The organism is Synechococcus sp. MU1651, from assembly GCF_023630635.1.
Lineage (GTDB): Bacteria > Cyanobacteriota > Cyanobacteriia > PCC-6307 > Cyanobiaceae > Parasynechococcus.
Map to the genome: position 1 here is coordinate 19610 of NZ_JAKUHJ010000023.1, position 21430 is coordinate 41039.

A 21430-nucleotide genomic window follows, 5' to 3' on the forward strand; every position below is an offset into this window, starting at 1 on the left:
CCCCACCCCCATGCCCACCAAGCTCCGCGATGGTCTGGCCATCGGCCTTTTCGTCGTTCTGGCCGGGTACGTGGGCTTCAGCGGCATTCGCCTCGGCCTTTTGTTGATCGAGCGCTTCGCTTGAGCCGATCACTGCAAAGATTGCACTCACCTGTTTGATCCCAATGCCTGCAGACCCCCTCACTGATGCCGTCAGCACACGGATCTGCAAACACATGAACGACGACCATGCCGAAGCGGTGCTCGCCTACGCCAAGCACTACGGCGGCGTCAGCAATCCCGCTGCAGCGCGCATGGTGTCTGTAAAAGCAGAAACCATGGAACTGGAGGTGGATGGCGCCAGCATCAGCATTGCCTTTGATCACACCCTCACCGACAGCGAAGACGCCCACCGCACCTTGGTGGCCATGCTGCGGGCGATGCCCAAAGAAAGCGCCTGATCTCGGAGGGATTCAGCCCAACAGGGGAACGCTCGTTGCAGCGACCGACCTGCTGTGCATCGCGCGCTCCTGAGCTTTGCCCAAACCCTTCTGATCGAGCCCCGCTGCCCGATCTGCGATGGACCTTGGGACAGCCCACTGCCGCCGACGGCTCCCTGCACCACCTGCCTCGATGCCCTTGCTCTCCCTGGTCAGGGACTCAAGGGCTTGCTGCCCTTGCCGTGGTGCGCTCTCGGGGCTTACGCAGGCCAGCTGCGCCAGCTGCTGCTGAAGCTGCGTCAACCGCGCTAAGGCAAAGCGCTTGCGGCCTTGGTTCAGTTGCTATCCGACCGATTCACCCTGCCTACAACAGCAGTGCTGGTGCCGATTCCAAGCTGGAAGCGGCAACGATCCAACCCCCTGCCGCAGCGCATCGCCCTGGGATTGGGCCGCCCGACGGCAGAGCTGCTGCACCGCACCCATGCCGGGTTGAGCCAACACCATCTGAACAAACGCCAACGCCAAACCAACCTGATCGGGGCGTTCCAGGCCTGCCCCTTGGACAGACAAAGAGCCCACAGCTCGGTCTGGCTTGTGGACGACATCCTCACGACCGGGTCCACTGCGTTGGCGGCTCGTCAGGCCCTTCAAGAGGCTGGCCACCGCGTGGCTGGATTGATCTGCCTTGGACGAACCCCCGCAAGGGAGCGCAGGCGGTGATTTAAGATTCCTATGTCGCTTCGGCGGCGCGCCGGGATAGCTCAGTTGGTAGAGCAGGCGACTGAAAATCGCCGTGTCCCCAGTTCAAATCTGGGTCCTGGCATCACTTGATGCCAAAACTGCTGTGTCATTCATCTCCCCAGATGCAGGCACAGATCGCGTTTTCGACAACGCGGACAGTTTCGCCATGGTGTTTGACCGCACCTGGAAGCAACTGCGAAGCAGCAACAAGGCTGAACTCAGCCAGGAGGAGCATCTCGAAGCCGTGCTCGAGGCGATGGCTGATCACCCCTTTCTGATCAGTTCCCCAGACATGGCACGCCAGGTGGCTGCCTTCCGAATCAGGTTGCTGGAACTGGCCTGATCAAGCGGAGAGCAGATCGATCTGGGGATCATCCACATATTCCGTGTCATCGCTGAGGGGCTCATCACTGAAGGCCTCATCCTCGACTCGGTCGTCATCCATCTCCCCCCCCATCTCCATTTCAGGAGCTTCTGGAGAATCGTGATCGTGCTCTGCTGAAGCCTCCTCGGCGTGGGAATCAGCGTGAAGCTCCACGACCTCGCCTGGGCTCAGACGATCCCGAAGCATCCGCACCTTTTCTTCACTGGCCAGGAGCAGGTCGCCGGCATCATCACTGACCGCAGCGATCTCCGCATCTTCCAGCTGCTGGCCCTCAACGGCGGCCAACCGCGTCTCCAGCTCCATCAAGCGGTCCGCCAGCGTTTCCACCACCTCACTGAGACTGAGCAGATGGGTGCACAGCTGTTGCTCGAACGCGGTGCGCGGGGAGGTGGTGGTCACCGGGCTGGCCTCGTGTTGAGAAATTTCGCTGATGGTATCGATGCTGAGCTTCGTGTCCACGGCTCTGGGAAAAGCCACGACTGGCCTACATTCCCCAGGGCTTTCAAGCGGTTGAAGAGATGTCCAGGCTGAAGACAGGGCTGAAGGTCAGTGCCTGGGTCGCCGTCTTCATTGTTGCCGTCGTTTATCTGCAGCGATATGGCATCGCACCGCTGCAAAGCGCCGTGAATGACATGGGCATCTGGGCCCCACTCGGCCTGTTCCTGCTGCGGGGGGTGAGCATCATCCTGCCGGCGCTGCCCAGTTCGGTGTATTCCCTCCTAGCCGGCTCGCTGCTGGGCTTCAAAGCGGGCTACCTCACGATCATCCTTTCGGACCTGGTGTTCTGCAGCGCGGCTTTCTTCATTGCCCGTCGCTGGGGACGCGGACCAGTGAGCCGTCTGGTAGGGGCCAGCGCAATGAAACGGATCGATGGCTTCAGCAAGAACCAGCTTGAGGGCAACTTCTTCCTGATGACAGGCCTGCTGATGACCGGGCTGTTTGATTTCCTCAGCTATGCCATCGGGATCAGCCGCACCCACTGGCGTCTATTCGCTCCCGCCCTGCTGATCAGCGTGCTGATCAGCGATTCAATCCTCGTGGCCGTCGGAGCAGGCGCCGCTCAGGGCGCCAGCCTCACCTTGGGCTTGGCTCTATTGGCCATGTTTGCTCTGGCCACCATCACCGGTGTGCTGAAAAGGAAATCCTCAGAGGCGCCCTCCAACACCCACTCCTGACAGGAGCCCTGGAGGATGACAGCCGATCCATGTCGATTCCCACGAACCGCTGACTGGGTCGAGGAAATTACTAGACACTGGTTACATTCGAGTTGATCGGCGTTTCTCGATGAGCGCACTGGCAGATCCGAGAATTGCCACCCTGCAGAACCAGGCCGGCAGCAGCGGTGAGCTGGATCTACCGGTGGGAGACGGTTGTTTTCGGATCAACCTCCGTGATGAAAACATCGCGCTCTGGCAGGAGACATTTGATCAACACACCACAGCAGCCAACCTTCTGCTGGCTTGCGAAGAAAGCAATGGAGACCTCAAGGACACCCGCCTGACCTGGGTGGTGGGATCTGCCATCCGCACAGCGACGGCATCAAGCCCAGACGCCGTCGGCTGGCTGTTGACGCAGTTGGGGGTACCAACTGAACTCACGGAAGCAGCCATCAGCCGTTGTCCTGGCCTGGGGGACGACCTTGTGTGGGCTTTTTACCTGGAACGCCACGGCTGGCTGATCGCCACACCGGTGGCCAGCGTCAACCCTTGAACCTTCAAAACACCGACTTCAAGACCCTGGTGCAGACCGCCCAGGTTCAAGGACTGAGCCTCAACCAAGATTTGCCGCAGGCCACACGCCGCATTCTTGAGCGTGCTGATCAAGCCCAACGCCAGCTCACGAGTGAGGAGCTGACCACGATCTGCCAGGCTTCCGGCATTGATCAGTCGCTCCCCAGCAGCCTGATCCAACGATCGGATCACCTGGTAAACCAGGCACGGGCACAGCTGCTTGCAACCCAACCGCATCTGGTGCAACCGGGCGGAGCTCTTCACCCTCAGGACAGGGCAGAGGCCTGCTGGCGGGACTGCTGGAACTTTCTACGCGTGATCATCTACGCGGTGGCCTGCAACCAGAGCTGCTTTACAAACCCGAGCGGCATGGCCGCTCTGAGAGAGCTGTACAGACGAATGAACGTGCCCATCGAGGGAATGAACATCGCCCTCGTTCAGCTCAAAAAGCTTGCACTGGAAGGGTTCTCGCGATCGAACGAACAGCAGCTGATCAGCGACTGCTTCCAACACCTGAGCGATCAGCTCAACAAAACTGCAGTTAAGAGCTGATAAGCGCCACCACCAAAATTTTTTGTTCAAGAGAGGATTACACCCAAGTATTTCTACTCACGGAGCACCCCATGGCCATCCCGCTTCTTGGGTACCCGCTCAACACCCAAAACGGTCGCGTTAGCAACCTGGCCGGCGACAACAGCACCATCAAGCCCCAAACGTATGCCTCCTCTGCAGCGGGCGATGACAGCGCCAGAACAGAGATGGACAGCTTGATTGAACAGGCCTATCGCCAAGTCTTCTTCCATGCGATGCGCAGTGATCGCGAACCGTTCCTGGAATCACAGCTCCGGAGCGGCAACATCACGGTTCGGGATTTCATCCGAGGTCTGCTGCTGTCGGAACGCTTCCAACAGGGCTACTACCAGTGCAACTCGAACTACCGGATGGTGGATCAGGTGGTGGGACGCGTGCTCGGGCGCCCGACCCATGGCGACGCCGAACGCCGGGCCTGGTCGATCGTGATCGGAGAGAAGGGCTTCACCGCCTTCATCGACGCCCTGCTCGACAGTCCGGAATACATGAACTGTTTCGGGTACGACCTGGTTCCTCAGCAACGTTCACGCGTTCTGCCCGGGCGGCCCCTTGGGGAAATCCCGATCTACCAACAATTCCCGCGCTACGGAACCGACTGGCGCGACGCCCTTCAAGATCGGGCGCCCATCCATCAAGGCGCGCCGTCAGAGCGACTGGAGGTTGCTGCCACTTGGGTGAACGAGGAACCCCCTGCTTTCGCTCTCAAGCTCTGGCTCGGCCTGTTTGCCGTCGGTGGATTCGAAATCGTGCGGGTGCTCATTACCATCGTTGTCGCAATGCTGCGCAACTGAGATGTCGATGCCCAAATCTGGGGCTCTAAATCTGCGTGAGTGGACGGCACCCGAAACGTGCGGAGCAACAGGCTCAGTCACAAATCCAGTCGATGCTCGAGGGGCTGACTGGAGCGGTCAGGACTTGGGAGAACTCGACCTAAGAGACGCCAAGCTCTGTCGGTGTGATCTGCGCGGCACAAACCTCAGCCAGTGCCAACTCGAAGGCGCTGATTTACGCCTGGCCCGTTACGACCAAACCACCCTGGTGCCTGAGGGCTTTGCACTGAACACAAGCGGTGCTGTTGGGCCCGGGGCGAAGCTGAATGGGGCTTTTCTCAACAGCACAGATCTGCGCGGGATGGACCTCAGGGGAAGCGTGTTGATGGGTGCCTATCTGAGTGGTTCAGATCTGAGTGGTGCTTTGCTCGATGGCGTTTCTTTAGCCGGCGCTGACCTGCGATCAGCCACATTTCGCGGAGCCATGTGCCGGGGGACCCGGTTCGGAACCTGCGAGATGGACATGGCCGATCTTCGCGGCGCCAACCTTGAGGGGGCCGCCCTCGAAACCGTTACGTCGATTCGCGGGGCGGACTTTTCGCTTTGCACTGGGCTGGAGGATCAAATTGGCGCTCTTCTCAGTCGATCCGTCCAGGAACTCGACTGCTGGAATCCGATGACCCGCTCCACAACAAGGGCGAGCCTTGAGTCCCTGATCAAGGGGCAAGGGCAGGACGCCTAAAACGAGCCATTTGAATCCAAACTTTTCCTACAGAACCCGCCGAGATCGCCGTCAAGGCGGGGGAACCAGTGCGTGACGCAACAGTCGGACACAATTGATTGAGGTTTATAAAGAATGCTCTTCGGGCGTGAGCTTCTGAAGGACTATTAGTCGAACCACTGCGTGTGAATTCATGCCTTTCGGTCCAGCCTCGCTTCTAGGGGTCGAACGCTTCTCTGAGGAGAGTGAAGCCCCTCTCGAGCTGATCCCAGGCGATGAGGACGCCAGGAAAGAACAGATCATCCGTGCTGTGTACAAGCAAGTGCTTGGCAATGCTTACGTGATGGACAGCGAGCGGCAGATCGTCGAAGAATCGCAGTTCAAGCTCGGTGAAATCAGCGTCCGTGAGCTGGTGGGCCGCATTGCCAAAAGCGACCTATACCGCAGCCGCTTCTTTGATAACTGCGCGCGATACCGCTACATCGAGCTGGCCTTCCGCCATCTTCTCGGTCGCGCACCTGCTGACTACGCAGAAATGCGTGAGCATGCCGATCGCCTGGACAGCCAAGGGTATGAGGCTGATATCGACAGCTTCCTGAACAGCGCGGAATACCAAAACACCTTCGGTGAATGGACGGTCCCCTATCAGCGGGGCTGGAAGACCGAAAGCTGTGCCACTTTGCAGGAATTCACCTGGAGCTTCCAGTTGCTGCGAGGCAACAGCAGCAGCAGCCTCAAGGGTGATCTTGCAGGCAACAGGAGCAAGCTGGGTGGTTCGGCTTATCTGAACCGAGCCATCGCAGTGGTTCCCCCTTCATCCAAAGAAACCGCTGGCTGGAGCTTCCGTCCCTCGACCAACCTTCAGGACGCACCCACACGTCTCGGGGTTGGCGCAGGCGATCAAGGCATCACGTATCGGGTCGAGGTCACGGCATACAAAGCCAACAATGTCAGGCGGATTTCCCGCTACACCCGAAGCAACCGCATCTTCTACGTGCCGTTCGACAAGCTCTCAGAGCAGTTCAAACGCATCCATAACGAAGGCGGCAAAATCGCCAGCATTACGCCGGTGACCTAAACGCTTCATCCGCTCTCAGCTCGACGCACACGACCCCCTCTCCCCTCACAAAACAATGGCCAGCACCCAATCTTCTCTTGGCTTCGGCACAACCACCAAGTGGAGTGATCCCGTTCGCTTCCAGCGCAAGGGAGTAGCCCAAACCGCTGCCCTCACCATTGGTGAGTTCCTGAAGCAGTCGTGTGATCAGATGGCGATTGGGGTTGGTCCCCGGAGTCACGCTGACTGCCCCCATCGCGTCACGAGCGAGTGCTACAGCCCAGAAGATGTGGCGTCACTGGAAACGGTGATCAGTGCGTCATATCGACAGGTATTTGGCAACGCCCACGTGATGGATTTCGAGCGTTGCTCGGAATTGGAAGCTCAGCTTCGGGACGGTCGTTTGACAGTGCGTGAATTCGTACGTGGTCTGGCCAAGTCCAGTTTCTACAAGGACCGTTTCTTCAGAAGCGTTGCTCCACAGCGGGGTGTCGAGCTGACGTTCAAGCACCTGTTGGGCCGAGCACCTGAAACACAGGCCGAGATCTCAGCGAAAATCGCCCTGCAGGCAGAACACGGTCACGACGGCTTGGTCGACAGCATCGTTGACTCCGCGGAGTACCTCGAAGTCTTCGGTAGCGACGTCGTGCCCTATGCGCGTTCATGGAGTTCGCCCGCAGACCTGTCGACAGCAGCCTTCCCAATGCTGGCCGCTCTTCAAAAGAGTTTTGCCGGTAGTGATAGCGCCCGCGGCGGAAGTCCTGCACTGACCCGCAGCCTCGCCAATGGAGTGGCTCCAAGGATCAGCCTGCCAAGTCAGCCCATTGGTCTGCGTCCCTCCTCTGGAAGTTTCACGGCCACGCAGTTCAGCAGCAAAGCACCTGGAATCACCTCAGGCAAAGATTCAGGGCCCATGCGCGGCGACGTGTATGTCACCTTCGGTCTTGGCCAGCGGGAGCAAGAGACATACCAACGTTGCCCAGGTGACGGCCCCGATCAACTCGCTGCACTGATTCGTTCCACCTACAAACAGGTGATGGGCAATCCCCATCTGATGGAGTTCGAACGAGTTGTGTCCGCGGAGAGCAAATTCATCGATGGCTACCTGAGCACACGTGAATTCGTTCGTGCTGTTGGCCTGTCAGCCGAATACAAGCGCCGTTTCTTCGAAACCAGTGCCCCGTATCGCTTCATCGAGCTGAACTTCAAGCATTTCCTGGGAAGAGCTCCGCAGTCCCAGGCCGAAATCAGCGAGCACACCAAGATCCTTGCCGAAGGTGGCTATGACGCTGAAATCTCCAGCTATGTCGATAGCGCTGAATACCAGAACACCTTTGGTGAAGACACAGTTCCGTTCGCTCGAATCCTCACCGAAAGCGGCCGCTCTCAAGTTGACTTCAACCGTCAACTGAGCCTGGCAGAAGGATATGCCGCAAGCGATACGGTCCTCGGCAGCTCCGCTTTGGTGAGTTCGGTTGCGACAGGGCTGGCGCCCAGTGGCTGGAGCAAAACCACAAGCCGGGCGAACCGCACCGGTACACAGTCTGGTGCCCCTGATCCCACCAAGAAGCGTTTCCGCATTGTTGTTGCCTCTCAGGCAGCGCGTTCACGTCAACGCACAGCAGGAAACAGCTACGTCGTGTCCGGTAAGGACATGAGCAGCCAGATGAAATACATCCATGCACGCGGAGGCAAGATCGTTTCCATCACTGAGGTGATGTAAAAGCATTCGATTGCTGCAACTGAGAGCTGCTTCGTAAAGAACAGCTCTCTCACATCACCTTTTAATCAGATTCCCATGACTGAGCCAACAACACTTTCCTCAGCTGCCAATGTCGACACAGCACATGCGGCAGATGTGATTCGACAAGCCTACCGCCAGGTTTTTGGTAATCGACACCTGATGGAACTCGATGTGAACCCCTCCATTGAGGCGTTGTTCATCAATGGGGATCTAACAGTTCAAGGATTGGTAACGGCTCTCGCACAATCGGAAACATATAAAAAGCTTTTTCTAGAAAGCAATAGCCCCTACAGGTTTGTTGAACTGAACTTCAAACATCTTTTAGGCCGTCCTCCCCGTGACCAAGCTGAATTGATGAGCCATGTTCGGCTTTTGCAGGAAGAAGGGTATGAAACAGAAATCGCCAGTTACACCTACAGCGATGAATACCTATCTGCCTTCGGCATCGACCAAGTTCCATACAATCGTGCCACCCAGACCGTGGTGGGCGGGAGCACTCTGTACTTCACACGTGCGAAGGCTTTGGATGCCGGTTTTGCCGGATACGACAATGCGGAAACTGATTCAAAACTCTTGAATAGTCTCTGCACTGATAGTTCACCAGAGGCCCAAGACCGTAGAGGTGTTGGCAACGCCAATTCGTTGACCATCAACTGGACATCACGCCGCCAAGTGGGTGCCAACCGCCGCGCTGTGCAGAAATCGGTGGTGACCCAAACATCGATGTCAGCCACGATAAAATCAATCCTCTCGCAGGGAGGCCAGATCCTTTCTATTGCGAAGGCTAACTCCTTTTGAAGATCTCGGAATTTCCTGTAGCTCATCAGTGATGATGGAAGGAATTCAAATTTGATCGTTTCAGCGATTCGGCTTGAAAATCGCGTCAAACAAACCTTTTAACGATGCCTATCCTTCGACCGCCATCCAGCGAAAACCCAAACAGGAACAGCACATTCCTCCAGTCAGTTGCATCAACACCCATGGCCATGTCCATGATGGTCGACTCCATGGTTAACATGATGCACATCAACTCTCCTTCGCTGGATGAGCTCAGCTCAGAAAACAACACAAGCCTGCATGACGATTGAGCAATTTGTTGCTCAAAGTTCAGGCAAATGGCGCTCAATGCGTTCGGGTCATTCCTTGGCCTTCCAGCAGTTTGAAGAGGTTCTGAGCGAAGTTACGATCGAAGCGATCAGCAAAGATGATTCTGCCGTCAAACATTTACTTGAATCATCCCTAGCCAATAAACATAATTTAGAAACTATTTCATCTCCATTCAAAATGGAATGGTGCGCAGAAAGTGACTGGGAACCTGAAGACCCATCAGAAGTGTCATCTGGATCTTGCATTATTATTCCTTTGGTCAAAGATATTTCTTCAGGAACGCTGATCAGAAGTGTTGGGTATGCAGAAGCTGAGGCGGCAATATCGGAATACAACTTTTCTAACGACGGTACATTCACGCTCACAACAAACTACGAGCAGTCAATTGCCGAAGAAAAAATTTGGTTTGTCTCAGAAAATGTACGCTGTAGATCATCTGTTTTAAGAACTTCAGCCGGATCAGGCGTGCTCCAAACATCGTTTGCCTCAGAAGTCAGACGAATTAATGCATAATCACTAAAGATGAACAAGAATTTTGCCCTTGCCGAGTTTGCCAAAACTCTTGCAGGCGTGTACGACAACATCGAACAGTCACAAAAAGAGCCGAAAGATTTTGCTCGTATCAATATTTTCTTTCGACCATTACCCTGGCATATTTTCAAAGGTCCTGGTTTTTATTCTGAACAATGTTATGACTATGCACCATGGGATCCCTATCGACAGGGTATTCACCGATTAACTACGCATGAAGATACTTTTGTGGTTGAGAACTATGGGTTCACAAACCCCAGAAGATTAGCGGGAGCTGGTCGAGATCCCCAAATCATGAATGCAATCGACTCCACAAACCTAACAGAACGTTGTGGGTGTGCAATGCACTTTCATCGCAAAGAAAAAGGGCATTACGTCGGAAAAGTTGAGCCAGGTAAAAATTGCTTGGTTCCACGAGACGGAAAACTCACTTATCTTGTGAGCGAAGTTGAAGTAGACCAAGAAAATTGGATTAGTCGCGATCGGGGCTTTGATCCAAACACAGACGAACAGATTTGGGGCTCTGAACACGGCCTTCTCAGATTCAAAAGAATCAAAAGCTTCTCAGAGGAAATCAATGAAGAGTGGCTGGATTCTAAAACCTAGAATGGAAGATACCAAAAAACAAATGAAGTCTTGGATACGCTCACAACATCTAATATGTGTTGGCACGGACTTTATCTTCGAAACAGTTGATCAAACTCAACTCGATAAGTTTGAAGCTTCTATTCAAGCAATTGGGGGAAGAATAAGAACAGTCAAAGCAATTGGAAATTGGCCAATGGGCCCCAGAAGATCGTTCAAAATACTGCAAGCCACAGCAAGCGTACCCAGGCCTGGAGGAGAAGATCTTGTCACTTATTGGGCGAAAAAAGGTAGTAAAACAACAAGATATTCAGAAATCAATTCTTGAATCAAAATTTATTCTTCAAACCAACCCATCCAGGTGTCTTGGCTGAAATCAGTATGTTTGCTCCATTTTCTCAAAATAGCGGAGGAATCGATATCAAAACCATTAGCAGCAGCGATGTCAATGACTTGATCCTGATTAAGGGCAGCTTTAATTTGAGCTTTTAGATCTGGCTTTTGTCGGACTAAAGCAATAAAATCCTCTAAGACTTGATCTTGATTTGCGCTAAGTGCAGAGCCGGTCATCAAAGGCCATCGAAATCGATAGAACAAGTCTAAACGAAACTTCCTTCAGTAGACCGTAAAACTAGGCACCATCCATCAACATGGCTCGCCAAGGCGCGACCTTACGGAATGCCCATGACCAGTGATCGTTTGCGATGGCCTTGATCGCCAAGGCTTCAGATTCAGATAAACCAACTGAATCTGATTCAACATACTGAAGCCAAGCTGTGATTGAAAAAACATAATCACAGGAAGCCGCAAAATCCACAATATCTTGATCTGTGCTGCAAGACTTTAATCCAGTTGCAACAGAATGATCATAGATAACCATCTGCACAAAATCATCGATAACAGAAGCAGACATCTTCAGCAGCTTTCTATCCAAAGCGCAAAATTCACCTTCTCGCAAATCATCTGCAGCACCAAAGGACCACCCGGGCAACGCAACAAACGCCATGGAATATTTTTTTCTAGAATACCTGAATCAATGGTAATTTTTGGGGGGCTCGTCGCCTGTTCATATGGGATCAATGCGGAACCAGTCAATGAGGGCTCAACATCATTAACAATTGCCTTTAATTGCTCCAAATCAACAACAAGGTTCAATTGATCTTGGACATCTGCTGACTTTTGGACAGCTTCAACAAACCTAGGAAGAGCTTGTTCGAGCTCGGGAGAGACTGGCATGATACAAAAACCCTTGCTCTTACGATAACAGACGCCGAGAACGTATTCATAAAAAGACAGCGCAAATTAAAAAAGACAATCAACCAGTCATAAATCATCACTGATATACAGACGTGGATGCTATGGTCAAAGAGATGATGGAATTTCAACGTCACTGCAGATTCAACAGAATCAGGTCAGCTGCTCTAAAACTGCAGCTAAACACCCGCTGACAGAAAATCCAGAAATTTCATTGATGACGCTTTAAACATGGCCGAGCGATTCGACAACTTGGTTGAAGGCTTGACAGAAGAGCAGGCCATGGCAGTGATTTTGGCTGATCCAGACTCACTTGAGAGGCCCGTTGATAAATACATGGCAGCCACAAGGCTTGGAGCGAGTAACAGCGAAGAATCACTTGATGTGCTGATTCAGGCTGCAGAGCTGGATCCAGAGCATCTTTTTAATCGAATCACGCGACGCAAGGCGATTGACGCCCTTGGCAGACGAAAAAGTCCAAAGGCCCTACCATCTCTGTTTCTAGCCTTAAAATGCAACGATGAAGCTGCGGTGATTAATTCTGTAGAAGCGATAACAAAAATTGGAGCACCGTTAACAGAAGTAGATCATGAAAAATTATTGGGAGCGCTTGAGGGCGAGGATATTCAAAAGCGAGCTGTCATACAGGCATTTTGTCGTTTAGGAGTACCCTCTGTCATCAACAGCATCAGCCCCCTCCAGGATGATTCCAATCCCTTGGTGGCTGGTGCGGCAAGGGCATACATGTCGAAAGTTGCTCAACAGCCAGAGGGCCTTGATGTGCTCATCCCGCAACTTGTTGATCCAATCGCAGGACGAAGGCGCTCTGCCGTGATTGATTTGGGCGATGCAGGTGACGTTTCAAGGCTGGAAGCTCTTGTCACAGCTCCCGTGTCGATGTCGTTGCGGGCTAGAAGTGCATTTCAGTTGGTCGATCCTGATAAGAAATGCCAGATACCGGAAGAATATGCTGAGCTAATAACACAACTCTTACAAGATAACCCTCAACAACTAAAACTTAGGAAAGAGTGGATTTGCGATATTGAGCCTACAGAGATCGAAAATAACCTTCAACATCGCGACGAAGCACGCCAATACGGTGGTGCCTCAAGCTTGATGGCCATGCCTAAAGCAGAGAGAATGATTTTAATTGACGAAATTAAAGAAAAATTATGGAGTGATTACGTTACGCACTATTACCTAACCGCCGTCGTCAGTCTTCAGGGTTTGGAAGAACGAAGCGATCTAATCAGGCTTGCCTTAGCCGAAACAATCCCTCAGTACACCAAGTCCCGCATTGCAGCTGCATGGGGGTGCCTCCGCTTAGGCCTTGTGGACCAAAAGCCTCTTCTGGAGGAGCTTTCGGCCAATGCCTTCTGGCTACCACTGAAATGGACCTGCCAACGCGTCCTTAAACAGTTGTCATAAAAAGACGAGCAATAAATAAGGTGAACTGTCGGACATTGGTTGACGACACGGCCTTACTGATTTCGCCTTTGTCAACTTGTGTGTCCTGACGTCCTCCTTCGGGAAGACGACCTGGGAAGCAGGGGTAGTGTCATTCGTGATGCGGAATGCATCTCCCCAAACAACGTATTCCACAACCCCATGCTCGACGCATTCTCCCGGGCTGCTGTCTCGGCCGATTCCAGCGGCTCCTTCATTGGTGGCGGCGAACTGGCTTCCCTGAAGTCCTTCATTGCTGATGGCAACAAGCGCCTGGACGCTGTGAACGCCATCACCTCTAACGCCAGCTGCATCGTGTCTGACGCCGTCGCCGGCATCTGCTGCGAGAACACCGGCCTGACCGCCCCCAACGGTGGTGTGTACACCAACCGCAAGATGGCTGCTTGCCTGCGTGATGGCGAGATCGTTCTGCGTTACGTCTCCTACGCACTGCTCGCCGGCGACGCTTCCGTGCTGCAGGACCGCTGCCTGAACGGTCTCCGCGAGACCTATGCCGCTCTGGGCGTTCCCACCGGTTCCGCCGCCCGTGCTGTTGCCATCATGAAGGCCGCTGCTAGTGCCCTGATCACCAACACCAACAGCCAGCCCAAGAAGATGGCTCTGACCTCTGGCGATTGCGCCAGCCTGTCTGGTGAAGCTGCTAGCTACTTCGACATGGTGATCAGCGCCATCAGCTGAGCCAGGTATCGATTTTCTGCACACCTGAAAACCCTTCTTCTTAATCATGAAGTCCGTTATCACCACCGTCGTCGGCGCAGCCGACAGCGCATCCCGCTTCCCCACCGCCTCCGACATGGAGTCCGTCCAGGGCTCCATCCAACGCGCCTCTGCTCGTTTGGAAGCTGCTGAAAAGCTGGCCAGCAACTACGACCAAGTTGCCCAGGAAGCTGTTGATGCTGTCTACGCCCAGTACCCCAACGGTGCCACCGGCCGTCAGCCCCGTAAGTGCGCCACCGAAGGCAAAGAGAAGTGCAAGCGTGACTTCGTTCACTACCTGCGTCTGATCAACTACTGCCTGGTCACCGGCGGCACCGGCCCTCTGGATGAGCTGGCCATCAACGGTCAGAAAGAGGTCTACAAGGCCCTCAGCATCGACGCTGGCACCTACGTGGCTGGTTTCTCCCACCTGCGTTCCCGCGGTTGCGCGCCTCGCGACATGAGCGCTCAGGCCCTGACCGCTTACAACCAGCTGCTCGACTACGTGATCAACTCCCTCGGCTGATCAACAGTCAAACTGAGTGATTTTTTGATCTAACCAAGGGGTGGGCCAAAAGCCCACCCCTTTTTGTTTTCAAAATCAAAAAACACAACTTCTTGACAATCGAGAGTAATTAATTCTGGAATAACCCAGAAAAATGTGGCCAATCAACAAACGATTTAGCCACAATTGCAGACGCATTGCTTACTCAAGGTGACATTCAGTGGAATATATGAGCCAAATTAATGCTCACATTTCACAAAAAACCTTTATCAAGCCTACGAGCAACAACAATTTGTTGCCTTAAGCATTAGGGAATAGTCACCGCAATCCACCACCCCTCACTAACCCCATGCTCAGTACACAAACAAGCCCGGCTGGAATGGCTGCTGCTAGCCGCACCAAACCAGCGTCTTACGCGATACCCAGCAAAGCTGGCAAAAACACCGTCCATCGGACTGTTGCTGGAGCCATCGCTGAATTTAAGCGCAACACCTGTTCCCAAATGGGACTTGGCATTGGCCCAAGGCTGCATAGTGAATGTCCCTTTGCGGTGACTTTCGACGAATATCACCCAAGCAGCAGTGCAGCACTAGAGCGGACAATCATTTCCGCCTACAGGCAGGTGTACGGGAACCTACCTCCCACTGAAAACGAGCGTTGCACATCCCTTGAGGCTCGCTTGATGAACGGAGAAATTACAGTTCGCGACTTTGTGAACGGCCTGGCAAAATCTCCTTTCTACAAGGAAAATTATTTCCATAGTGTCGCCCCTCAACGTGGGATTGAACTGAACTTCAAACACCTGCTTGGACGGGCACCCCTCACTCAAGAAGAAGTTCAAAACAGCATCAAACTTCAAGCAGAGGAGGGATTTGATGCTCTGATCGACAGCCTCACAGATTGCGCAGAATATGCCGAGGTGTTTGGGTCAGACATCGTTCCTTACATGCGAGCAGGCGATTCCTACGCAGGAATGATGACCAGCTCCTTCAACATGATGCGGGAGCTTGCCGGCACAAAGGTTGCCGTTAGTGACAACGCACAAGGACGTCGGAGTCGCACGACGACGCAACTGGCTGCGGCAGCGATCAGCATGATGAAGCCGATCTTCAAGGGCGCACCAACGCTGCCCCAACAAAAGTACGGCGGACATCAGCCTCCCAGGAGCACCGGCGCTGCTCACTTCCGTCCCTTCGGCGTTAAGCCATTGCCATATTGATGAAGATGAGTTTGGCACCGAAATGCCATCACTTCTGCCCCCTTTCCAGGAAGGGGGCATTTTTGTGTCCTGCAGCGACACTGCAAAGCCCCACAAGCCGGTAGGTGCCTGATCAGAGTCGCTTAGATTGCGACTCAGCGAAGTTGGACGTCCACTGTGCTCCAGGATTTCACCGATATCTCATCAATCAGCGAAAGCCAACTCACGGAAGAAGAAGCTCTGCAACTCGCTGATGAGCTCAGTGCAAAATTAAGCGAAGGTGAGATCCCAAGATCTGATGCCGAGTCACTTAATCGTATGGTCGCCGGACTTGGGGATGCGAGAGGCGCTTTACGACTCACCTTTGCTAAAAGTCTTGGGGCGATAGGTGATGAAGCTCTACCCATTCTGTGTAAAGCACTTCGCCAGCACCAAAATGTGATCGTAAGACGAGCATCAGCCAAAACACTAAATTTGATTGGCAACAAGGACGCATTGCCTTATCTGCTTGAAGCCTTTTTAGAAGATGATGACCCAGTTGTTCTCGGTTCATCTGCTGGAGCGATGGCAACCATTGGGCCGGATGCCATGGATTCACTGCTTGGAATCCTTAAAAATCCAGACTGCACACCATTTCAGGTTGGCTTGGTCAACCTTGCGCTAAGTTTCATCGGCGCCAAAGCACCGGAGGCATTGCTCGAGGCTGCGGATTCAGACGTGGCTGAAGTTCGTGTTGCCGCAATTTCAGCCTTGGGAGATCAAATACAGAAGAGTGATGATCTGCGGGCAAAAAACAGAGTATTTCAAGCGCTCGATGACAGCTCAGCAGAGGTCAGAGCAGAAGCAGTAACCCTTATCGGAAAATCATGTGATGCCGAAGATGTTGAAAATATGCTGAGCAGAAAGCTAGTCGATCAAGACACACAGGTGCGCAAAAATACAGCAATGGCACTAATGAAGCTTGAAGCATTTAACACCATAGAAAGCATAGAAGCAGCAAAATCAACAGAAAAAGATAAGTCGGTTCAAGCGGTATTCAGTGTTGCCATTAACATACTAAGTAGAGATTTAGAGGAGAAGCAGGAAAGCGAATAGGGCTTTTAGGAAAACAGCTCAGAAGAATACTCAGACGAGCAAATCATGTCTCGGCTTTAACACAAAGTCAAGGAAGGTCAGGCGACATGATAGGAAGTGGATAGCAAAAAAATAAAAATCAATAATTCAGAAAAATGTTAAGCTTCTTACACACAATCGACGAAAAACAATAAAGTATAGAAATACGCAGAAGAAGTTTGCGAAAAAAACGATCGCGCAATTATATTTTTTCGGACACGCTCGAGATGGAAGAGTTTTGCAGGGCACATTTTGAAGAATATCACTCAACATCTAGCTTCGGATGCAATGTAACTCAGTTAAGCACCGGCCTTCTCGAAACGAAGACCACTTGCTCACCAATTCAAGATGTGCATCTTGAAATTTTTAAATCGAACCAAACTCTGCTCTACGAGGAAGAAGCCAACACGAAATCAGTATCATTCTGCTGGCTAGACACATTACCGAAAAATGATACGGAGGCACAGACAATCATTAGCGGCCACCAAATGACAAGAAATAGCATTGCTGGCTTCAATCGGATCAACAAAACAGGAGGAAATATCTGGGACATTGTTGGAGCAAACGAAGAGCTGTGCTGCATGAGCCTGAAATGGAATAAATTACAAGAAAGAATCAACAAATTGAATGCATTTAATGCCTATGGGAGGCTTGAGGAATGCATTGGAATTGACTCGCATGATCATGCAAGTGCTCAGCTCAAAAAATTATTTAACCGACATTTTAATGGCCATCCATCAACAAAACCAAATTCATTTTACGATCTAGCAATCATATTCCTAGACAACGAAAATAATGAATCAACCTATGATGCACATCGATGCGAGTCAACTGATCTAATAGAAGACATGGTTAAACTAATTCACGAAGATAGGGCTGGAATGCCACCAATAACACTTGACGAAATTACTGAATACTTGAATTCAAAAACAGAGTCTCTCAATACTATATGCCGAAAGATCTTTAATATGGATGTAATTGAGCTTGTAAGAAGAGTACGCCTGGAACAGACCCGCAAGGCTTTTTTAACTCCACATTCCTCAACAGGTCTCAAAGAGTTTACAAAAAAGAGAACAGCACTTTACTACGGTTTTAAGAACTGGAAAAAATTTGAAGCCTCCTACTCCACATATTTTGGAGAATCACCCAGCCAAACAATAGATAGATCCAATAAGAATTTATATTCATTTAGTGCATGGCAGGGAGAGTGATATATGAAAACTTCTATTGAATATCGTGATCCACTTGAGCTCTCTGAAGAGCTTGCAAAACTCGGGCAGCTTACAAAAATAACGCAACTGGAAGGTGGCAGTGGTTTCTATACTATGCAAGCAGCAAATGCTAATAAAGTCACACTCGCAGAAATATCTGCAAGCAAAACATTATTATACGAGGGTTGGGGCAATGGTATAACTATTGATTTTAATTGGATTACGCCAAAAGCGAATACTCAAGGAGTCTTTGGCTATTGCGATGGATTTAAGATGACAAAAAATAGCCTGGCTGGATTTGGCACGATTAATTCAGTACCAGGAAATGCATGGGGAAAATATAATAACGAATGCTCTAGCACTGGTTGCATGCTTGAAAAGCAGCTCCTATTTGAATTACTCGAAAATTGCAAAGCATATGATGGACTTGAACGACTCACGGGTGATCAAGGGATTTTTTGCAATAATAAAGCTCTAAATCAACTTAAGAGATTAGCTGCCAGAGAAGTAGCTACTGGAATTCAGAGCCCAGAAAAATATTTTGATCTTGTAATCGCATGCCTAGAAGAGCCAATGACTGAGCAAAACAGTCAAGATCCAAAACATATCGATCAATTAAGAGAAATCATTGATCTTGCACATAGTGAGAAGACCATGGAATCCCCTCTGTCACTGCTTGAAGTTTGCAAGTATATAAATACAAGTCAAGCATCATTATATCGTATATGTCAGGATTACTTTGGAATGGGAATCATTGAATTGATGACACAAATTAGACTTGAGGAATCCAGAAGAATTATGCTTAACCAAGACGCTCGTCGGAAATTAAATCTATATTCAATTCGAGATATTGCAATTAAATATGGGTTTAAACATCAAGGAAGATATGCACGGCGCTATTACACTGCATTCGGAGAACTTCCAAGTCAGACCATCGAAAAGTCGAGAAGATATAAATTAACTATGTAAACAAACGAATGGCAAAGAGAAATAGTCTTTACAACTTACGCAAAACCTCTGCACATGTCCATCGAAGGGGCTCCCAAGTAGATGTCATCAACAAATTCTCAATGTCAGCACGACATTCCAACAAACCCAAGTTCAAACATCCCCAAGTCGCTGCAATTTTTGATTTTGCATATTGCGGAGCTGGCTCCAATAATGATTCCTTGATTATGTAAGACAATTCTGTTAAGCCGAGTTGAGACACCAAACAATTTACTTGATAGTGAACACCATAATCAGAGCCATGATTGTCCCAAATAGTCTTAATTGCGTCAGAAACAGTTGAAGCTGGCCAACTGAATAAGGCCTTAGCACCAAAGTACTGGCGCTCCTCATCTCTATGCTTAAGGAAATCGCAAACTTTTTCTAAATCATTTGGTGCATCAAATTTCTGTGTAAAATATAAATGACGAGAATCATCCTTCAACATTTGATTGATTAGTGTTCTTTGTGATTTGGTTTTAATTTTAGAAGTCATCTTGAACGCACTTTTAGCTCTCAAAGGCATTGACACCGCTGCTTTCGAAATACTTGACAAAAGAGAAGGGTCTCCAGCATCACCAATATCAATGACGGATGAACGTCTATGTATGACATTCAAATCGTTGAGGTGATTTTCAAGAATATGCAATTTACGCTTGTCATCTTCAACCCTTATTGAATAAGCGATTGATGCGCCATTAACCAATATATTTGGATTGCTCTCTTGCTCACGAATGATGCCATTAAACTCATGCATCTCCAAACGCGTGAAACATTGAATGGCAACACGCTTGAGTACATCGGAGCCATTTTGAATAATCTTCAAAAGAGATGATTTAAACTGAGCATCAAGAGGTATGCCAAAATGAATTAGCGTATCTACTGAATTCACAATCGTCTGCTCATCACTGCTATGCATAGCTTCATAAATGGTTGGCAGAGTACTAAGGTCGCGTCGACGCCCTAGCGCTTCAATAGACTTACGACGCGTAATGGAATCGAAGATATTGTCTCTATCCCCAGTGGCCGCTACAACTAATGCATCTAGAGAGTCTCTTGAAGAACAAGCTCCCAACCGTGTTGCAGCTATATATTTGATGCCAGGATTATCAAGAGTACTAACATTTTGCGAAAGCAACTCAATTGCTTGCTGTTCACCCATCCATGAAAACAAATTATCAAATCGCTGTGAACTTGGCACCATGCAATATGCGTATATTCAATTTTTACAGAAAAATTGATCGGCAAATCTGATTTGATAAGAAATGACCCGCACGGCAGAGAGATTGATAATTAGTGGACATCTATTTTAAGAACAATAAACCACTACAACTAATCAAGAGTTAACAAGTAGTCGTTGATTAAATTCGAACAAATGACGATTTATCCAATCATCAAATTGTGACCGGTTCAATTCTTTATCCACATAAGATCAGCGCAGGAAAAGTACGCTGCCATATAAAATTATTGGTGGCCTACTCAGACATAAATAAGTAAAAAGACGCTGATAAGAAGCGGATAGTTGCTGATAAAATATGGATATGCCGCTGGTTTATCATGTCACGTGCTGAATTCATACGCTTTCTTCAGGTTCTAGAAGAAGACCTGTCGTTCAGATCCCTGTTCAAAGAAGCTGAGCCCGAGGAGATCCTCAAGCTCGCTGATCAACATGGATTTATCTTTTCTGATGAAATAAAAGGGCGTTTTCTTAATCGATGGGCAGGGGTGTACTTCTGCCCATTTGCCAATGATGTCGGAAGACTATGCCCCAAAATGGTGCCGGAAGGATTCAGCACACTGCTACATTATTCGCAGACGACTTGTGCTAAAGAAGACAAAGTAGAACGTTTTGACTTCCGCGCTGGAGGTTATTACGAAGGAGTAGAAACTGTACCTCGATGAAGGAACATCTAACTCTTTGAGTTGAGTAGATTCTGAAGTCGTGCCAATGCAGACTGTGCAGCCTCCTGAATCAAGGGATCATCATTATTGTTCTGTAGTGAACGTAAAGCGTTTTCTGCCAAAGGATTGGGAATATCGGCAAGAGCCTGAGATGCACTGAAGATTAAAGCAACATTTTGGCTGCTGAGAGACTTGGCCAAAATTTGGATTGCCTCTTCAGACTTAAATTGTTGCTTGCCGATCTGACCAAGACACATCAACGCACCTTGTACGACAACCATATCTGAATCGTCGATTCCTTGCTCCAACATTTGCATGACTGAATCAGGAAACGGCTGATCTGGGAAGTTTTTGAACACCTGCACAAAGGCCTTAGGGCAGCAACGTCTTGCAGTTTGATTCTCTGTTGTTGCATAAAGTTCGATCAAGGGATCAAACGCAGAGCTCCCAAAAAAACCAACACCTTTAACAGCCGCTCTATAGACTTTAGGATCATGATGACAAAACAGGTCTAACAATCTTGGCAATGCTTCTTCCCGATAGTTCTCAGAAAGAATCAAACAAGCTTCTTCTTGAATCCTAGGGTTGGGATGCATCAGGTCTTCAAACAATGCATCAACAGAAGGGATAGTCGAATCGCCGTTCACTTCAGAAATAATGACCTGTACTTAATACTAGCATTGTTGACTAAGGCCATTTGGGTTCAAGCTTAGTTC

Annotated in this window: 29 protein-coding genes and 1 tRNA gene; 24 read left to right on the forward strand and 6 right to left on the reverse strand. The window is 50.4% G+C overall.

Annotation, left to right across the window (positions count from 1 at the left end; all coding sequences use genetic code 11):
* Nucleotides 1-164 precede the first annotated feature (164 nt).
* The 5 genes from NCN05_RS11455 to NCN05_RS11475 all read left to right on the forward strand — a co-directional run bounded on the left by NCN05_RS11455 (nucleotide 165) and on the right by NCN05_RS11475 (nucleotide 1503).
* Nucleotides 165-440 carry a DUF2470 domain-containing protein gene (locus NCN05_RS11455; RefSeq protein WP_250398169.1) on the forward strand — a complete coding sequence of 92 codons (276 nt, stop codon included), beginning with the start codon at nucleotides 165-167 and terminating at the stop codon, nucleotides 438-440.
* A gap of 54 nt (nucleotides 441-494) precedes the next feature.
* Complete coding sequence (locus NCN05_RS11460; RefSeq protein ID WP_250398170.1) at nucleotides 495-731, forward strand: hypothetical protein; 237 nt, start codon at nucleotides 495-497, stop codon at nucleotides 729-731.
* A 69-nt stretch (nucleotides 732-800) separates the two neighbouring features.
* Nucleotides 801-1139, forward strand: a complete 339-nt coding sequence (locus NCN05_RS11465) for a ComF family protein (RefSeq protein WP_250398171.1) — start codon at nucleotides 801-803, stop codon at nucleotides 1137-1139.
* Nucleotides 1140-1169: 30 nt separating this feature from the next.
* Nucleotides 1170-1242, forward strand: a tRNA-Phe gene (locus tag NCN05_RS11470).
* A 21-nt stretch (nucleotides 1243-1263) separates the two neighbouring features.
* Nucleotides 1264-1503 (forward strand): hypothetical protein, encoded by a 240-nt coding sequence (locus NCN05_RS11475; protein WP_114987387.1) that lies wholly within the window; start codon nucleotides 1264-1266, stop codon nucleotides 1501-1503.
* On the opposite strand, the gene NCN05_RS11480 is transcribed toward NCN05_RS11475, so the two are convergent.
* A complete protein-coding gene (locus tag NCN05_RS11480; RefSeq protein ID WP_250398172.1) occupies nucleotides 1504-1944 on the reverse strand; it encodes a hypothetical protein in 441 nt (146 codons plus the stop codon).
* 119 nt (nucleotides 1945-2063) lie between these two features.
* Between NCN05_RS11480 and NCN05_RS11485 the strand changes: the two genes are divergently transcribed.
* The 11 genes from NCN05_RS11485 to NCN05_RS11535 all read left to right on the forward strand — a co-directional run bounded on the left by NCN05_RS11485 (nucleotide 2064) and on the right by NCN05_RS11535 (nucleotide 10709).
* Entirely contained in the window at nucleotides 2064-2720 is a 657-nt protein-coding gene (locus NCN05_RS11485) for a TVP38/TMEM64 family protein (RefSeq protein WP_115080287.1), read from the forward strand.
* Between the two features lie 109 nt (nucleotides 2721-2829).
* Entirely contained in the window at nucleotides 2830-3255 is a 426-nt protein-coding gene (locus tag NCN05_RS11490) for a hypothetical protein (RefSeq protein WP_115132297.1), read from the forward strand.
* Nucleotides 3189-3827, forward strand: a complete 639-nt coding sequence (locus NCN05_RS11495) for a bilin-binding protein (protein WP_250398173.1) — start codon at nucleotides 3189-3191, stop codon at nucleotides 3825-3827. The genes NCN05_RS11490 and NCN05_RS11495 overlap by 67 nt, the downstream gene beginning before the upstream one ends.
* 71 nt (nucleotides 3828-3898) lie before the next feature.
* The gene (locus NCN05_RS11500; RefSeq protein WP_250398174.1) at nucleotides 3899-4657 is read left to right on the forward strand and encodes a phycobilisome rod-core linker polypeptide; all 759 of its coding nucleotides are present in this window, start codon (nucleotides 3899-3901) and stop codon (nucleotides 4655-4657) included.
* A 1-nt stretch (nucleotide 4658) separates the two neighbouring features.
* Entirely contained in the window at nucleotides 4659-5378 is a 720-nt protein-coding gene (locus tag NCN05_RS11505; protein WP_250398175.1) for a pentapeptide repeat-containing protein, read from the forward strand.
* Nucleotides 5379-5550: 172 nt separating this feature from the next.
* Nucleotides 5551-6435 (forward strand): phycobilisome linker polypeptide, encoded by an 885-nt coding sequence (locus NCN05_RS11510; RefSeq protein ID WP_115080295.1) that lies wholly within the window; start codon nucleotides 5551-5553, stop codon nucleotides 6433-6435.
* Nucleotides 6436-6490: 55 nt separating this feature from the next.
* A complete protein-coding gene (locus NCN05_RS11515) occupies nucleotides 6491-8137 on the forward strand; it encodes a phycobilisome rod-core linker polypeptide (protein WP_250398176.1) in 1647 nt (548 codons plus the stop codon).
* Nucleotides 8138-8212: 75 nt separating this feature from the next.
* Nucleotides 8213-8956: a phycobilisome rod-core linker polypeptide gene (locus NCN05_RS11520; protein WP_115080298.1), complete on the forward strand. Its 744-nt coding sequence runs from the start codon at nucleotides 8213-8215 to the stop codon at nucleotides 8954-8956.
* A gap of 279 nt (nucleotides 8957-9235) precedes the next feature.
* Nucleotides 9236-9778, forward strand: a complete 543-nt coding sequence (locus NCN05_RS11525; protein ID WP_250398252.1) for a phycobiliprotein lyase — start codon at nucleotides 9236-9238, stop codon at nucleotides 9776-9778.
* A gap of 9 nt (nucleotides 9779-9787) precedes the next feature.
* Nucleotides 9788-10402 (forward strand): chromophore lyase CpcT/CpeT, encoded by a 615-nt coding sequence (locus NCN05_RS11530; RefSeq protein ID WP_250398177.1) that lies wholly within the window; start codon nucleotides 9788-9790, stop codon nucleotides 10400-10402.
* Nucleotide 10403: 1 nt separating this feature from the next.
* A complete protein-coding gene (locus NCN05_RS11535; protein ID WP_250398253.1) occupies nucleotides 10404-10709 on the forward strand; it encodes a CpeR family transcriptional regulator in 306 nt (101 codons plus the stop codon).
* Between the two features lie 8 nt (nucleotides 10710-10717).
* On the opposite strand, the gene NCN05_RS11540 is transcribed toward NCN05_RS11535, so the two are convergent.
* The 3 genes from NCN05_RS11540 to NCN05_RS11550 form a co-directional block, all read right to left on the reverse strand.
* Complete coding sequence (locus NCN05_RS11540) at nucleotides 10718-10951, reverse strand: Nif11-like leader peptide family natural product precursor (protein WP_250398178.1); 234 nt, start codon at nucleotides 10949-10951, stop codon at nucleotides 10718-10720.
* A 61-nt stretch (nucleotides 10952-11012) separates the two neighbouring features.
* Entirely contained in the window at nucleotides 11013-11294 is a 282-nt protein-coding gene (locus tag NCN05_RS11545; RefSeq protein ID WP_250398179.1) for a Nif11-like leader peptide family natural product precursor, read from the reverse strand.
* Between the two features lie 2 nt (nucleotides 11295-11296).
* Nucleotides 11297-11617 carry a hypothetical protein gene (locus tag NCN05_RS11550; RefSeq protein ID WP_115080312.1) on the reverse strand — a complete coding sequence of 107 codons (321 nt, stop codon included), beginning with the start codon at nucleotides 11615-11617 and terminating at the stop codon, nucleotides 11297-11299.
* Between the two features lie 249 nt (nucleotides 11618-11866).
* On the opposite strand from NCN05_RS11550, the gene NCN05_RS11555 reads away from it, so the two are divergent.
* From NCN05_RS11555 to NCN05_RS11585, 7 genes are all read left to right on the forward strand, one after another.
* On the forward strand, nucleotides 11867-13063 hold the full coding sequence (locus NCN05_RS11555; RefSeq protein WP_250398180.1) for a HEAT repeat domain-containing protein: 1197 nt from the start codon (nucleotides 11867-11869) through the stop codon (nucleotides 13061-13063).
* 180 nt (nucleotides 13064-13243) lie between these two features.
* Complete coding sequence (gene cpeB / locus NCN05_RS11560) at nucleotides 13244-13780, forward strand: phycoerythrin subunit beta (RefSeq protein ID WP_006850273.1); 537 nt, start codon at nucleotides 13244-13246, stop codon at nucleotides 13778-13780.
* Nucleotides 13781-13826: 46 nt separating this feature from the next.
* Nucleotides 13827-14324: a C-phycoerythrin subunit alpha gene (cpeA, locus tag NCN05_RS11565; protein WP_006850994.1), complete on the forward strand. Its 498-nt coding sequence runs from the start codon at nucleotides 13827-13829 to the stop codon at nucleotides 14322-14324.
* Between the two features lie 328 nt (nucleotides 14325-14652).
* Nucleotides 14653-15522, forward strand: coding sequence for a phycobilisome rod-core linker polypeptide (locus tag NCN05_RS11570; RefSeq protein ID WP_250398181.1), 870 nt, complete (start codon nucleotides 14653-14655; stop codon nucleotides 15520-15522).
* Nucleotides 15523-15678: 156 nt separating this feature from the next.
* Nucleotides 15679-16596, forward strand: coding sequence for a HEAT repeat domain-containing protein (locus NCN05_RS11575; RefSeq protein ID WP_250398182.1), 918 nt, complete (start codon nucleotides 15679-15681; stop codon nucleotides 16594-16596).
* Nucleotides 16597-16841: 245 nt separating this feature from the next.
* Nucleotides 16842-17825 (forward strand): helix-turn-helix transcriptional regulator, encoded by a 984-nt coding sequence (locus NCN05_RS11580; protein ID WP_250398183.1) that lies wholly within the window; start codon nucleotides 16842-16844, stop codon nucleotides 17823-17825.
* A gap of 3 nt (nucleotides 17826-17828) precedes the next feature.
* Entirely contained in the window at nucleotides 17829-18794 is a 966-nt protein-coding gene (locus tag NCN05_RS11585; RefSeq protein WP_250398184.1) for a helix-turn-helix transcriptional regulator, read from the forward strand.
* Nucleotides 18795-18822: 28 nt separating this feature from the next.
* Here NCN05_RS11585 and NCN05_RS11590 read toward each other — a convergent pair whose 3' ends face one another.
* Nucleotides 18823-19974, reverse strand: coding sequence for a HEAT repeat domain-containing protein (locus NCN05_RS11590; RefSeq protein WP_250398185.1), 1152 nt, complete (start codon nucleotides 19972-19974; stop codon nucleotides 18823-18825).
* 395 nt (nucleotides 19975-20369) lie between these two features.
* Between NCN05_RS11590 and NCN05_RS11595 the strand changes: the two genes are divergently transcribed.
* A complete protein-coding gene (locus tag NCN05_RS11595) occupies nucleotides 20370-20714 on the forward strand; it encodes a Nif11-like leader peptide family natural product precursor (protein ID WP_250398186.1) in 345 nt (114 codons plus the stop codon).
* Nucleotides 20715-20722: 8 nt separating this feature from the next.
* Here the strand turns inward: NCN05_RS11595 and NCN05_RS11600 are convergent, their stop codons facing one another.
* A complete protein-coding gene (locus NCN05_RS11600; RefSeq protein WP_350223294.1) occupies nucleotides 20723-21361 on the reverse strand; it encodes a HEAT repeat domain-containing protein in 639 nt (212 codons plus the stop codon).
* Nucleotides 21362-21430: the final 69 nt, after the last annotated feature.

Bases quoted from the DNA above. Each gene is read 5' to 3' on its own strand.
- NCN05_RS11550 (WP_115080312.1), bottom strand. From the start codon at position 11,617: ATGCCAGTCTCTCCCGAGCTCGAACAAGCTCTTCCTAGGTTTGTTGAA.
- NCN05_RS11570 (WP_250398181.1), top strand. From the start codon at position 14,653: ATGCTCAGTACACAAACAAGCCCGGCTGGAATGGCTGCTGCTAGCCGC.
- NCN05_RS11535 (WP_250398253.1), top strand. From the start codon at position 10,404: ATGGAAGATACCAAAAAACAAATGAAGTCTTGGATACGCTCACAACAT.
- NCN05_RS11530 (WP_250398177.1), top strand. From the start codon at position 9,788: ATGAACAAGAATTTTGCCCTTGCCGAGTTTGCCAAAACTCTTGCAGGC.
- NCN05_RS11515 (WP_250398176.1), top strand. From the start codon at position 6,491: ATGGCCAGCACCCAATCTTCTCTTGGCTTCGGCACAACCACCAAGTGG.
- NCN05_RS11540 (WP_250398178.1), bottom strand. From the start codon at position 10,951: ATGACCGGCTCTGCACTTAGCGCAAATCAAGATCAAGTCTTAGAGGAT.
- NCN05_RS11520 (WP_115080298.1), top strand. From the start codon at position 8,213: ATGACTGAGCCAACAACACTTTCCTCAGCTGCCAATGTCGACACAGCA.
- NCN05_RS11595 (WP_250398186.1), top strand. From the start codon at position 20,370: ATGTCACGTGCTGAATTCATACGCTTTCTTCAGGTTCTAGAAGAAGAC.
- NCN05_RS11505 (WP_250398175.1), top strand. From the start codon at position 4,659: ATGTCGATGCCCAAATCTGGGGCTCTAAATCTGCGTGAGTGGACGGCA.
- NCN05_RS11500 (WP_250398174.1), top strand. From the start codon at position 3,899: ATGGCCATCCCGCTTCTTGGGTACCCGCTCAACACCCAAAACGGTCGC.
- cpeA (WP_006850994.1), top strand. From the start codon at position 13,827: ATGAAGTCCGTTATCACCACCGTCGTCGGCGCAGCCGACAGCGCATCC.
- NCN05_RS11580 (WP_250398183.1), top strand. From the start codon at position 16,842: ATGGAAGAGTTTTGCAGGGCACATTTTGAAGAATATCACTCAACATCT.
- cpeB (WP_006850273.1), top strand. From the start codon at position 13,244: ATGCTCGACGCATTCTCCCGGGCTGCTGTCTCGGCCGATTCCAGCGGC.
- NCN05_RS11525 (WP_250398252.1), top strand. From the start codon at position 9,236: ATGACGATTGAGCAATTTGTTGCTCAAAGTTCAGGCAAATGGCGCTCA.
- NCN05_RS11545 (WP_250398179.1), bottom strand. From the start codon at position 11,294: ATGTCTGCTTCTGTTATCGATGATTTTGTGCAGATGGTTATCTATGAT.
- NCN05_RS11455 (WP_250398169.1), top strand. From the start codon at position 165: ATGCCTGCAGACCCCCTCACTGATGCCGTCAGCACACGGATCTGCAAA.
- NCN05_RS11585 (WP_250398184.1), top strand. From the start codon at position 17,829: ATGAAAACTTCTATTGAATATCGTGATCCACTTGAGCTCTCTGAAGAG.
- NCN05_RS11555 (WP_250398180.1), top strand. From the start codon at position 11,867: ATGGCCGAGCGATTCGACAACTTGGTTGAAGGCTTGACAGAAGAGCAG.
- NCN05_RS11490 (WP_115132297.1), top strand. From the start codon at position 2,830: ATGAGCGCACTGGCAGATCCGAGAATTGCCACCCTGCAGAACCAGGCC.
- NCN05_RS11510 (WP_115080295.1), top strand. From the start codon at position 5,551: ATGCCTTTCGGTCCAGCCTCGCTTCTAGGGGTCGAACGCTTCTCTGAG.
- NCN05_RS11485 (WP_115080287.1), top strand. From the start codon at position 2,064: ATGTCCAGGCTGAAGACAGGGCTGAAGGTCAGTGCCTGGGTCGCCGTC.
- NCN05_RS11590 (WP_250398185.1), bottom strand. From the start codon at position 19,974: ATGGGTGAACAGCAAGCAATTGAGTTGCTTTCGCAAAATGTTAGTACT.